The organism is Actinosynnema sp. NPDC050436 (genome assembly GCF_040655415.1).
Lineage (GTDB): Bacteria > Actinomycetota > Actinomycetes > Mycobacteriales > Pseudonocardiaceae > Actinosynnema.
The window spans coordinates 134,898-147,425 of record NZ_JBFAJV010000013.1 but is presented as its reverse complement, the minus strand read 5'-3'; the positions used below and the strand labels follow the sequence as shown (position 1 = coordinate 147,425).

The window sequence follows — 12,528 nt, the reverse complement described above, 5'->3', positions numbered from 1 at the left end:
GGTACCCGTCCCAGTGTGCCCTGCCGATCACCCGGCCGCGGGTAGATCGGCAGGGCGTGTCCCCGCCCCGCCGGGTGACAAGCCCGGCGGGCGGGGTGCCGGCCGGTTCAGCGGGAGGTGTCGACCAGCACGAAGCTCGCGTAGTGGTCGGCGGTGTAGAAGTACAGCTTCGGCGAGGCGTTCCCGGTCACGATCCGCCGCGCGCCGCGCGTGGAGCTGCCCGGCGTCTTGACGGTGTACTCGCGGTAGTAGCCGGTGGAGCACGCCGGGAGGACCCGCTCGCGGTTCTGGAAGGTCTGGTCGTCCTGCGGGTACGGGTAGGGCCCGCCGCGCTGGATCAGCCGGACGGTGTCGGTGGCCTGGGCGGGCAGCCCGGAGAGGGCGACCCGGCGGAACCCGGAGGTGTCGCCGCACGCCGCCTGGCGCGCGGACGTCGTGTTCATTGCCCCGGCGACCGCCGGGGTGACGGAGGTGGCGGTGCCGAGGAGGACCAGCAGCAGGGAGAGCAGTGCCCGGGCACCGCGCTTTGTGATCTCGCTCATGCGCTCGACGCTAGTCACGTCGAGTGAGGAGACGACCACGGTGGGGTGAACCCACCGTGACCGGTCAGCGGCGTTCGGCGAGCCGCTGCGTGAGCCGGGCCAGGATCGACGGCGGCAGCAGCGTCGACACGTCGCCGCCGTAGGTCGCCACGTCCTTGACCAGCGAGCTGGCCAGGAAGCTGTAGACCGGGTTGGTCGGCATGAACAGCGTCTCGACCCCGGTGAGCTGGTGGTTCATCTGGGCCATCTGCAGCTCGTAGTCGTAGTCGCTGACCGCGCGCAGGCCCTTCACGATCGCCTGGATGTCGTTCTCCCGGCAGTAGTCGACCAGCAGGCCGTGCCACGAGTCGACCCGCACGTTCGGCCACTGCGCCGTGACCTCGCGGAGCATCTCGGTGCGCTCCTCGACGGAGAACAGGGTCTTTTTGTTCTTGTTGATGAGCACGGCGACGACGACCTCGTCGAAGAGCTTCGCCGCTCTGCCGATGATGTCCAGGTGTCCGTTGGTGGCCGGGTCGTAGGAGCCGGGGCACACGGCACGCGTCATGGTTTCGGACGGTAGCACCCGATCGGACGCGTCCACTCCGGTGCGTGGTCGGCATCACCCATGGGTGCCAACGTACTCCGCCCAGTACAGCGCCGTGTCCCCATAACGCTTGCTGCGCAACGATTCCAGTGCACGGGGCCAGATCGGTTCAGCGCTGCGCGCGGCGCGCTCCACCACGATCACCGACCCGGTCGAGAACCAGCCGTGCCGGACAAGCCCGTCGAGCACCCGGCCGAGCTGCTCGTCCGTCACCGCGTACGGGGGGTCGGCGAACACCACGTCGCACGGCTCGTCGGCCGGGTCGGCGACGGCCGCCTCGGCGGTCCGGGCGACCACCGTCGCACCGGGCAGGCCGAGCGACTTCGCGTTGGCCTTGAGCACGTCGGCGGCCCGCTTGTCGGACTCCACGAACACGGCGGAGGCCGCGCCCCGGGACAGCGCCTCGAAGCCGAGCGCCCCGGACCCGGCGTACAGGTCGAGCACCCGCGCCCCGTCGAGGTCGACGAGGGCCTCCAGCGAGCTGAACAACGCCTCCCGCACCCGGTCCGAGGTGGGCCGGGTGCCCCTCGGCGGCACTTGCAGCCGACGCCCGCCGGCGACGCCCGCGACGATCCTGGTCACCCGCCCATCGTCCCAGGCCCCCGCACGCCGACCACCGCCGACCACCGAACCCGCCGGCGCGGCTCAGCACAGCTCGCGGTGGGCGAGGTCGGGGAAGTAGGTGCTCCACTGGGCCGGTGTCAGGTTCGCGGACGGGGTCGCGCACACCGCCGCGACCGCGTCCTCCGGGTCCAGGCTCCAGCGGACGGTGCTGACGGTCAGCGTGTGCTTGAGCGCGTGCACGCTCTGCCCGTCCGGGGCGAAGCGCAGCCCGGTGAAGCCGGAGCCCACCCGCACCGGGTCGGACTTGCGGCGCAGCGCCTGCGGGCTCGGGAAGCTCCACAGCACCAGGTCGCCGGTCGAGCCCACGGTCACCACCGAGCGCTGGTCCGGGCTCACCGCCGCCGCGTTCACCGCGCCCCGGTGGGCGGAGTCCAGCACCACCATGCGCGGGTCCGCCGGGTCGGCCAGGTTCCAGAACCCGACGCCGCCGTCGACGTCGCCCACGACCAGCCCCCGGTAGCCCGCGAACGCCACCGCGCTGATCGAGCCGACCATGTCGTTGTCCACGCGGCCCACGACGTGCGGCGACCCGGGCGCGGCGAGGTCCCAGACCTCCAAGTCCTGGTCGTAGGGCGTGCCGGCGGCGCGGTCCAGGTCGAGCGTGACGAGCAGCCGACCGTCACCGCTGAACTCGAACAGGGTGTTGGCGCCGGGCAGCGCGCCGAGCGGGCGCGGCACGCGCGGGTCGCGCACGTCCCACAGCCGGCCCGACCGGCCCGGCACCCAGTCCGTGTCCCGGCCCTTGATCACCGGCACCACGTCGACGGTGACCAGCAGGTCGCCGACCGGGCTGAACCGGACGACGCGGTGCCTGCCGGGGATCGCGCCGAGCTCCACCGGGCGGGCCGGGTCGGCGACGTTCCACAGGTGGATCCCGTCGCGGTCGTGCACCGCGACCACCCGCGAGTCCGCGCTGAAGACGGCCTCGCCCTGCCCACCGGGCAGCGACGAGACCGGCGTGGCGCTGTCGCCGTTCGGGACCACGAGGCTGGTGACGTCCGTCGCCCGCCGCGACACGGCGGCCAGCCGCCCGTGCGGCGCGGTGGTCACCGCCGAGTTCGACTCGTCGGCCATCCCGACCGTGCTGACCAGGCCCGAAGCGCTCACCAGCGCGGTCGCCGTCTTGTCCGAGGGGTTCAGCCGGTAGGCGGCCAGCAGCAGGCTGGACGCGAGCACCGGATCGGTGTCGGACAGCCGCGCCGCCGTCTCCACCGCGTCGTCGGCGAGCGCGACGGTCTGCTGGCGGGTGGCGGCGCGCTGGGTGTTCGTGGCGTAGACCGCCGTCAGCGTGGCGAACACCGCGAACACGACGACGAGGGCGGCCAGCGCCCGCACGAGCCGGACGTGCCGGCGGCGTTGCGTGCGCTCGCTCCGGTCGGCGGAGACGCCCGCGTCGAGGAACTCGCGCTCCACCCGGTTGAGCGGGCCGCCGGTCCGCGCCCACTCCGACGTCTGCGTCAGCAGGGCGCCGCGCAGCAGCAGGTCGGGGTCGCGCCGGTGGTCGCGCCACAGGGTCGCGGCGTCGGTGAGCCGGCGGTGGGCCCGTCGCCCGTCGCGGTCCTCGTCCAGCCACCCGCGCAGCCGGGGCCACGCGTCGATCAGCGCTTCGTGGGTGATCTCGGCCCGGTCGCCGGACAGCACCACGAGCCGTGCCGCCGCCAGCTCGCCCAGCACCGCGTCCACGTCCGGGTTGTCGTCCAGCTCGGCGCGGTCCACCCGGCGCCGGGTGTCCTCGCCGTCGTCCCCGGACGCGACCATGCGCAGCAGCAGGTCCTTGGCGACCGCGCGCCGGTGTTCGTCGAGCGCGGAGTAGACCGCCTCGGCGGAGTTGGCCAGTGCGCCGTCGATGCCGCCGGTGCGCTGGAATCCCGCGAGCGTCAGCGTGTTGCCCTTGCGCCGCAGCCACGTCTCCCGCAGCGCGTGCGATAACAGCGGCAGGACGCCGATCCGCCCGTGCACCTCGGCGACCAGGGCGGCGACCAGCGCGCCCTCCACCACGCAGTCGGCGCGCTTGGCCGGCTCCACGATCGCGCACCGCAACTGCTCGACCGTCATCGGCCGGATGTCGAGCCCGCCGTGGTCGAGCACGGCGGCCAGCTCGCCGTCGCGCAGGCAGCGGGCCCGGAAGTCGGCCCGGACACCGAGCACCACCCGGCAGCGGCCGTGGTCCGCACGGGCGGCCCGGACCAGCGCGGCGAGGAACGCCGCCCGCACCGACTCGTCCCCGCACAGCGTGAACAGCTCCTCGAACTGGTCGACGACGAACACGACCTGCCGGTCCGGCGGCTCGTCCACCAGCGCCTGCCGGACGAGCCGGTGCAGGTTGCCCGGGTCGGCCGCCAGCTCCGCGCGCACCACCCCGGCCGTCGTGCCCAGCCACCGCGCCAGGTGCGCCGCGCACTCCCCGAGCGGGTCCGCGCCGGGCGTGCACAGCGCGATCCACGTCCCGTCCGCCGCCAGCGCGGGCACCAGCCCGGCGCGCAGCAGTGACGACTTGCCCGCACCGGACGCGCCGAACACGGCGGTGAACCGCCGTTCGGCGACCTGGGCGACCAGCTCCTCGACCAGCGCCTCCCGGCCGTGGAACCACTCCGCGTCGTCGGCCTGGTACGGGGCCAGGCCGAGGTAGGGCGCGGCGGCACCGTCCTCCGCCGTGGGCGGCTCCGCCAGCTCCGTGCTCAGCGCACGCCAGCGCCGTTCCCACTCGGCCTCGTCGCCACCGCACGCCCGCACGAACGCGGTCGTGACCGAGAGGCTCGGCATCTTCTTGCCGCCGGCGGCGTCGGACAGCGTGGTCGGCGAGTAGAGCGCCCACCGGGCGAGCTGCCGGTAGCTGGGCGTGCCCGCCTGCGCGCGCAGCCGCCGCAGGCCCAGCGCGAAGTCGGTCAACGCCGACCCGTCGGGCTCCAGCGGGCTCTCTCCTCGTGGCACAGCCGTCGGCCCCCTCCGGTTGTGGTGCCCGGATTGTGCTCCGACGACGGCACCCGTTGGCCGGGACGCCGCCCGGATAACTCGTTCGGACCAGTGAACACCCTCGGGCCGCATCGACCCGTGGGATCACCGGCTGACCGAGCGCACCACATACTCGCCCACGACCGTCCTCACAGGTCACAGGCGTGCACCGGCAAACCCAGGCACCGACTCCCGCACCATCCCGAGATCGGCGGCAGTGTCAGCGACCCAGAGCGGCACCCCCGTTCACAGCGATCACCTGGCCGGTGATGTGCCCCGCCTCCGGCGACACCAGGAACGCCACCGCCGCCGCCACGTCCGCCGGCGTGCCCGGCCGGCCGTTCGCCGTCTGCGACACCAAGGTCTCGCGGCGCTGCGGCGTCATCCGGTCACCGAAGAACTCGGTGTCCTCGACGTACCCCGGCGACACCACGTTCGCCGTGATCCCCCGCCCGCCCAACGTGAACGCCAACTCGGCCGTCCACGCCTCCACGGCCGCCTTCGCCGCGCCGTAGGCATCGCCGCCGCGCCGCCCTGCGATCGAGCCGATCGTCACCACCCGCGCCTGGTCGGCCAACCTCGGCTCCAGCGCCGTCGTCACGAGGACGGCGGTCACCACGTTCGCCTCGTAGTTCGCCAGCCACCGGGAGCGCAGGTCGGCCCCGTCGACCGCGCCACCGGCGTTGTTCACCAGCACGTCCACTGTGGACGGCAGCTCGGCCAGCGCCGCCTCCACCGCCCGGGGATCGGCCGCGTCGAACGCCACCGCCCGCGCGCCGACCTCCTCGGCCGCCGCCGCCAGCACGTCGGCGCGCCGCCCGGTGATCACGACCTCCAGGCCGCGCGCCACCAGCTCGGCCGCGATCGCCCTGCCGATCCCGGTACCGCCGCCCGTCACCACCGCAGTCCTCATGCGAGCGCCTGCCACCAGCCGTCGACCGCCGGCGGGTCCGCCACGTCGACCCGTTCGCCCGGACGCGGCACGCACAGCGGGACCTCCCACGCCTTCGCCTCCCGCCACACCCGGTCGACCGGTTCCGCCCAGTCGTGGAACGCCAGGTTGAACGTCGCCCAGTGCACCGGGATCAGCAGCCCGCCCCGGAGGTCGCGGTGCGCCGCCACGCCCTCCTCCGGGGTCATGTGGATGTCCGGCCAGCCCTCGCCGTACGCGCCGACCTGGATCAGCGAGGCGTCGAACGGCCCGTGCTGCTCGCCGATCCTGCGGTAGCCGTCGAAGTAGCCGGTGTCCCCGCTGTAGTAGACGCGGTGCCGGGGGCCGAGGATCGCCCACGACGCCCACAGCGTGGTGTCGCGCCGCAGCCCGCGCCCGGAGAAGTGCTGTGCCGGCAGGGCGACCAGCCGGGTGCCGGCCACCTCGTGCGACTCGTCCCAGTCCAGCTCGACGATGCGCTCCTCGGGCACGTGCCAGCGGCGCAGGTGCGCGCCGATCCCCAGCGGCACCACGAAGACCGCGTCGCCGATGCGGGTCAGCTCCCGCACGGTCGGCAGGTCGAGGTGGTCGTAGTGGTCGTGCGAGATCACCACCGCGTCCACCCGGCCGACCTCGGCCAGCCGGTGCGGCACCGGGTGCAGCCGCTTCGGCCCGACCACGCCGGACGGCGAGCAGCGCTCGCTCCACACCGGGTCGAGCAGGATGCGCGCGCCGTCGACCTCCACGAGCGTCGACGCGTGCCCGTACCAGGTGATGTGCAGGCCGTCCGCCGACCGGACCGGTGCGGCCGGCACCAGCGGCACCTCCCCGGCCGGGTGCCGCTGCTGGCCACCGAACAGCAGCTCCCGCGCCATGTCCCCGGTGCCGCCCGGCGGGGCGGTGCGGGTCCGCACGGCGTTGTGGAACCTGCCGTCGCGGAACTGCGGGGAGCGCCGGACGCGTTCCCCGCGCGGTGTGCCGCCCAGCGCGACAGGCACGTCGCGCAACGCCCACGCGACCGCTCCCGCCGCGACGCCGAGCAGCGCTGCGGTGACCTTCTTCATGGCTCCTCCAACGGCCGTCCCGACCTGGGGGTTCCCGTGGCGGGAGAGATCAACCGGTCGAGTGACGTGTGCCGGAAACGGCGGGCGCGGTGCCCGGACCGGCACCCCGGACCGTCCCGGCAATCGTCGCCGGAGCCGCCCGAGCCGGCCACCCGGACCGACCACTCAGGGGTGCCGGGTCACAGGCTGGGCCGAGGCAGCCACCCGGGCGAACAGCCCCACGACGCACCACGGGCCGGACACCCTGAGGGTGCCCGGCCCGTGCGCGCGTCGAACGCTAGTCGAGCACGATCAGCAGGTCGCCGCCTTCCACCTGCTGCACGCCGCGCACGGCGAGGCGCTTGACCCGGCCCGCCTTCGGCGCGGTGATCGCCGCCTCCATCTTCATCGCCTCGATGGTCGCCACCGTCTGACCGGCCTCGACCTGCTCGTCCTCCTCGACGTTCGGCGTGACGACACCCGCGAACGGCGCGGCCACGTGCGCCGGGTTCGTCCGGTCCGCCTTCTCCGCCACCGGGACCTCGGCCGCGATCGAGCGGTCGCGCACCTGGATCGGGCGGAGCTGGCCGTTGAGCGTCGCCATGACGGTGCGCATACCGCGCTCGTCGGCCTCGCCGATGGCCTCCAGACCGATCAGCAGCCGCACGCCCGGCTCCAGGTCGACCGAGTACTCCTCGCCGGCCCGCAGGCCGTAGAAGAAGTCCTTGCTGCGCAGCACGCTGGTGTCGCCGTACGCGTCCCGGTGCGCCAGGAACTCCTTCGTCGGCGCGGGGAACAGCAGGCGGTTCAGGGTCGCGCGGCGGGACTTCTCCAGGCCCTCGCGGTCCTCGTCGGTCAGCTCCGCCACGCCCTTCGGCGCGGCCCGCCCCTGCAACGCCTTGCTGCGGAACGGCTCCGGCCAGCCACCGGGCGGGTCGCCCAGCTCACCGGACAGGAACCCGACCACCGACGCCGGGATGTCGAACTTGTTCGGCTCCGCCTCGAAGTCCTTCGGCGACACGCCCGCGCCCACCAGGTGCAGCGCCAGGTCGCCGACGACCTTGGACGACGGCGTCACCTTCACCAGCCGGCCCAGCATCCGGTCGGCGGCGGCGTACATCGCCTCGATCTCCTCGAACTTCTGGCCGAGGCCGAGCGCCACCGCCTGGGTGCGCAGGTTCGAGAGCTGCCCGCCGGGGATCTCGTGGTTGTACACGCGACCCGTCGGAGCGGGGATGCCGGACTCGAAGGGCGCGTACACCTTGCGCACGGCCTCCCAGTACGGCTCGATGTCGCACACCGCCTGGAGGTCCAGGCCGGTCTCGTGCTCCGTGTAGTCCGTGGCCGCCACGATCGCCGACAGCGGCGGCTGCGACGTGGTGCCCGCCATCGACGCCGCAGCGCCGTCCACCGCGTCCACGCCCGCCTGGATGGCCGCCAGGTACGTCGCCAGCTGACCGCCTGCCGTGTCGTGCGTGTGCAGGTGCACCGGGAGGTCGAACTCCTTGCGCAACGCCGTGACCAGCCGCGCGGCGGCAGGTGGGCGCAGCAGGCCCGCCATGTCCTTCACGGCCAGCACGTGCGCGCCCGCGCCGACGATCTGCTCCGCCAGCTTCAGGTAGTAGTCCAGCGTGTACAGGCGCTCGTCCGGGTTGGACAGGTCCGCCGTGTAGCACAGCGCCACCTCGGCGACGGCGGTCCCGGTCTCCCTCACCGCCTCGATCGCCGGACGCATCTGCTCGACGTCGTTGAGGGCGTCGAAGATGCGGAAGATATCGATGCCGGTCTTGGTCGCCTCTTCGACGAACGCGTTCGTCACGGCCTCCGGGTACGGCGTGTAGCCCACCGTGTTCCGACCGCGCAGCAGCATCTGGAGCGTGATGTTCGGGACGGCTTCCCGCAGCGCGGCAAGCCGCTCCCACGGGTCCTCGGCCAGGAACCGCAGCGCCACGTCGTAGGTGGCCCCGCCCCACGCCTCAAGGGACAGCAGCTGCGGCGTAAGACGCGCCACGTGCGGCGCTACGGCGAGCAGATCCTTGGTCCGCACCCGGGTCGCCAACAGCGACTGGTGCGCGTCGCGGAACGTCGTGTCGGTGACCCCGAGCCGCTTGGACTCCCGGAGCCAGCGCGCGAACCCCTCAGGGCCCAGCTCGGTCAGCTTCTGCTTCGACCCCGCCGGCGGCTCGACCGCCAGGTCGGTGTGCGGCAGCTTGTCCTTCGGGTCCACGGCGGCCGGGCGCGCGCCGTTGGGCAGGTTCACCGTCACGTCGGCGAGGTAGGTCAGCAGCCGCGTGCCCCGGTCGGCGGAGTGCCGGGCGGTCAGCAGCTCCGGGCGCTTCTCGATGAACGACGTGGTGACGCGGCCCTCGTAGAAGTCCTCGTCGTCCAGGACCGCCTGGAGGAACGGGATGTTCGTGGACACGCCCCGGATGCGGAACTCGGCGACCGCGCGGCGGGCGCGCGCCACGGCGGCGGAGAACGTCCGGCCGCGACAGGTCAGCTTGACCAGCATGGAGTCGAAGTGCGCGCCGATCGCGGTGCCCGCGCCGGTCGTGCCGCCGTCCAGCCGGATGCCCGAGCCACCCGGCGACCGGTAGGCGCTGATCATGCCGGTGTCCGGGCGGAAGCCGTTGGCCGGGTCCTCGGTGGTGATGCGGCACTGGAGGGCCGCGCCGCGCAGGTGCACCGTGTCCTGGCTGAGGCCGAGGTCGTCCAGGGACTCGCCGGACGCGATGCGCATCTGCGACTGCACCAGGTCGACGTCGGTGACCTCTTCGGTGACCGTGTGCTCGACCTGGATGCGGGGGTTCATCTCGATGAAGACGTACTTGCCGCGCGGGTCGAGCAGGAACTCGACGGTGCCCGCGTTGCGGTAGCCGATGTGCCGGGCGAACTTGACCGCGTCGGCGCAGATCCGGTCGCGCAGCTCCGGGGAGAGGTTCGGCGCGGGCGCGATCTCGATGACCTTCTGGTGCCGGCGCTGGACCGAGCAGTCGCGCTCGAACAGGTGCATGACGTTGCCCTCGCCGTCAGCGAGGATCTGCACCTCGATGTGGCGGGGCTCGACCACGGCCTGTTCGAGGAACACCGTGGGGTCGCCGAACGCCGACTCCGCCTCGCGGGAGGCCGCTTCCAACGCCTCGCGCAGGGCGTCGGGCTCGTCGACCTTGCGCATCCCGCGACCGCCACCACCCGCCACGGCCTTCACGAAGACCGGGAAGTCGATCTCCTTGGAAGCTTCGAGCAGGGCTTCGATGTCGCTGGAGGGCGCGCTGGAGCGCAGCACCGGCAGGCCCGCTTCCCGGGCGGCGGCGATGGCGCGCGCCTTGTTCCCGGTCAGCTCGAGCACGTCCGACGGCGGGCCGACGAACGTGATCCCGGCCTCGGCACAGGCTTTGGCCAGCTCGGGGTTCTCCGACAGGAAGCCGTAGCCGGGGTAGACCGCGTCGGCACCCGCTTTGCGCGCCGCCTTGATGATCTCGTCCACGGACAGGTAGGCGCGCACGGGGTGGCCGGCCTCGCCGATCTCGTAGGACTCGTCGGCCTTCAGCCGGTGCAGTGAGTTGCGGTCCTCGTGGGGGAAGACGGCAACCGTGCCGGCGCCCAGCTCGTAGGCAGCGCGAAAAGCCCGGATCGCGATCTCGCCGCGGTTGGCGACAAGAACCTTGCGGAACATTCGGCGTTCCCTCCCAGGTCACTCGGCGGTCAATCAAGGCACGTTACCGTGCGCGTCCCGCCCCTCGGGAGTTCCATCCCACGTGACGGACGTCATCGTGATCGTTCACTCACCCGGTCAAGGGCGGTCCTACCTGGGGCGCGACCCGAGGATTGTCCCTTGCGGGCCGACTCGGCGCAGCCCCCTGACGGCGGGCTCACATTTACCGTTCACGCCGGCCGGGACCCTCGCCCCGTTCACCCGGAAGTGATCTTGCCGGCGGTCGAACGCCTGTTCGATACTTGACGGGCACGACCCACTGCCGCGAATCACCCGGACCGACCGAGAGGAGCAGTGCATGACAGCAAGCGCCGGCGTGACGGAGTCGCCCTCGAACGCCCCGAGGCCCACCCCCGACCGCTTGAGCCGACCATCGGGCCAAGCGCCCGACCCACACCACGGCACGTGGGCGCGCGGTCGCGCCTCCGACCGGTCAGGGCGTACCGACCGGAGGCGCGACACGACCACTTCCTCACTGAAGGGTGGTTCCCGGTCAAGCGTCTCCGGGAACCGTTAGATCGGCCACTGCGAGAGTGATCGACTGAGTGGCGGCGGTGCACCGGACGTGGTCGGGCGCGGGGTGGCATGGCGGGTTCCGGCAGGCGGCCGAACCGCTGTGGTGACCGGAAGATCCCAGGTCCGAGGACTCCTCACGATCAAGTGGCCGTGTCGTCGCCATCAGCGCACAATCACTGAGCCGTTACAGTGCGTTCGCTGTATCGGGTGACAGACCGTGTCGACTTCTCGGTAGGGTTGGTCATATGGCCGGGGCTGAAGGGACTGGGCAGCCTGCTGCCCGCACCCACTTCGACGTTGTTCTGCGCGGGTACAACCAGCGGCAGGTCAACGAACGGGTGACACGTCTGGAGTTCGACCTCAAGAACTCGACCAGGGCGCGCGACGCGGCGGCGGCCCAGGTCGCCGAGCTCACCAAGCTCCTCGGCACCACCCGCGCCGAACTGGACAAGGTCAAGGCGCAGCTCGGCAACCTCGCGGCCAGCCCGGTCAGCGCGTCCAACGTCACCGAACGCGTGCGCGTGATGATGACGCTGGCCGAGGAGGAGATCGCCGACATCCGCAAGGACGCGGTCGACCAGGCCAACGCGACCCGGGCGGAGGCCGAGCGCTTCGCCGCCGAGGGTCGGGCGGTGCACCAGCGGGCGATGGGCGACCTCGAAGAGCGTCACAAGCAGTTGGAGGCGGCCTTCCAGAAGCGGGGGAGCGACCTGGAGCAGCAGTACCAGGACCGCCGGGCCGAGCTGGAGCGGTCCCACGAGGAACTCCGGGTCAAGCTGGCCGCCGAGCACGAGGCCCTGCTGGCCGAGACGCGGGCGGACCGCGACCGGGTGGCGGCCGAGTTCGAGGCCAAGAGCACGGCGCTGGACGAACGCCGGATCGAGCTGGACGCCAAGTACAAGGGCTACCACGACGACCTGGACAAGGAGTACGACGAGCTGCGCACCACGCTCCGCAAGGAGCACGAGGGGCACGTCGTGGAAGCCAAGGCCGAGGCCGCCCGACTGCTGGAGGTCGCACGGGCCGAGGTCGGCACGCTGCGCGCCGAGTCCGACAAGCAGATCGCCGAGCTGGAGTCGGAGGCGCTGGCCAAGTCGGAGAAGGCCGTCGCCGACGCGAACAGCTACGCGGAGAAGACCACGTCCGAGGCCGACGCCAAGGCCGAGAAGACCCTCGCGGACGCCACGGCCAAGGCGGACAAGACGGTCACCGAGGCCAACGCCCACGCCGAGAAGACCCTCGCGGACGCGGCGGCCAAGGCGGAGAAGACGATCACCGACGCCGACACGCACGCCGACCGCCGCATCACGGCCGCCGACCAGAAGCTGACCGAGCTGCACACCGTGCACAAGGCGCTGTCCGAGCAGTTCGCCGCAGCGCAGGAGGCGGTGACCCGGGCCGTGGCGACCCTGGTGCCGCTGGACGGCGAGAGCGACTCGGACAACGAGTTCGGGCGGGACGCCGCGAGTGGCTCCACGGGTGATTCCGCGAGTGGCTCCGCCGAGCAGCCGAAGGGGAAGCCTCAGGCGGAGGCGAAGGCGGACGCCCGTTCCGACCGGGACGGCGAAGAGCCGACCGCGCAGCTGCCCATCCCCCGCACCACCTGAGCCCCGCACTGG

At 72.7% G+C, this 12,528-nt stretch carries 8 protein-coding genes; 1 reads left to right on the top strand and 7 read right to left on the bottom strand.

The genetic code is table 11. From position 1 onward, the window contains the following. Positions 1-107: 107 nt before the first annotated feature. The 7 genes from AB0I60_RS28240 to AB0I60_RS28210 form a co-directional block, all read right to left on the bottom strand. A complete protein-coding gene (locus AB0I60_RS28240; protein ID WP_360734863.1) occupies positions 108-542 on the bottom strand; it encodes a ribonuclease domain-containing protein in 435 nt (144 codons plus the stop codon). A 64-nt stretch (positions 543-606) separates the two neighbouring features. Continuing rightward, positions 607-1,089: a pantetheine-phosphate adenylyltransferase gene (coaD, locus tag AB0I60_RS28235; protein WP_360734861.1), complete on the bottom strand. Its 483-nt coding sequence runs from the start codon at positions 1,087-1,089 to the stop codon at positions 607-609. Between the two features lie 54 nt (positions 1,090-1,143). Further along, a complete protein-coding gene (gene rsmD, locus AB0I60_RS28230; RefSeq protein WP_360734859.1) occupies positions 1,144-1,710 on the bottom strand; it encodes a 16S rRNA (guanine(966)-N(2))-methyltransferase RsmD in 567 nt (188 codons plus the stop codon). A 63-nt stretch (positions 1,711-1,773) separates the two neighbouring features. Then, entirely contained in the window at positions 1,774-4,683 is a 2,910-nt protein-coding gene (locus AB0I60_RS28225) for a hypothetical protein (protein ID WP_360734857.1), read from the bottom strand. A 241-nt stretch (positions 4,684-4,924) separates the two neighbouring features. After that, positions 4,925-5,617 carry an SDR family oxidoreductase gene (locus AB0I60_RS28220; RefSeq protein WP_360734855.1) on the bottom strand — a complete coding sequence of 231 codons (693 nt, stop codon included), beginning with the start codon at positions 5,615-5,617 and terminating at the stop codon, positions 4,925-4,927. Further along, positions 5,614-6,699 (bottom strand): MBL fold metallo-hydrolase, encoded by a 1,086-nt coding sequence (locus AB0I60_RS28215; protein WP_360734853.1) that lies wholly within the window; start codon positions 6,697-6,699, stop codon positions 5,614-5,616. Before AB0I60_RS28215 ends, AB0I60_RS28220 begins: the two co-directional genes overlap by 4 nt. A gap of 277 nt (positions 6,700-6,976) precedes the next feature. Further along, a complete protein-coding gene (locus AB0I60_RS28210; protein ID WP_360734851.1) occupies positions 6,977-10,354 on the bottom strand; it encodes a pyruvate carboxylase in 3,378 nt (1,125 codons plus the stop codon). Positions 10,355-11,154: 800 nt separating this feature from the next. Here AB0I60_RS28210 and AB0I60_RS28205 point away from each other — a divergent pair. Then, positions 11,155-12,516 carry a hypothetical protein gene (locus AB0I60_RS28205; RefSeq protein WP_360734849.1) on the top strand — a complete coding sequence of 454 codons (1,362 nt, stop codon included), beginning with the start codon at positions 11,155-11,157 and terminating at the stop codon, positions 12,514-12,516. Positions 12,517-12,528: the final 12 nt, after the last annotated feature.

What these genes read in the sequence shown, in the direction of transcription:
- AB0I60_RS28240 (WP_360734863.1), bottom strand. Translation starts at nt 542, where the DNA reads ATGAGCGAGATCACAAAGCGCGGTGCCCGGGCACTGCTCTCCCTGCTG.
- coaD (WP_360734861.1), bottom strand. Translation starts at nt 1,089, where the DNA reads ATGACGCGTGCCGTGTGCCCCGGCTCCTACGACCCGGCCACCAACGGA.
- AB0I60_RS28220 (WP_360734855.1), bottom strand. Translation starts at nt 5,617, where the DNA reads ATGAGGACTGCGGTGGTGACGGGCGGCGGTACCGGGATCGGCAGGGCG.
- AB0I60_RS28215 (WP_360734853.1), bottom strand. Translation starts at nt 6,699, where the DNA reads ATGAAGAAGGTCACCGCAGCGCTGCTCGGCGTCGCGGCGGGAGCGGTC.
- AB0I60_RS28210 (WP_360734851.1), bottom strand. Translation starts at nt 10,354, where the DNA reads ATGTTCCGCAAGGTTCTTGTCGCCAACCGCGGCGAGATCGCGATCCGG.
- AB0I60_RS28205 (WP_360734849.1), top strand. Translation starts at nt 11,155, where the DNA reads ATGGCCGGGGCTGAAGGGACTGGGCAGCCTGCTGCCCGCACCCACTTC.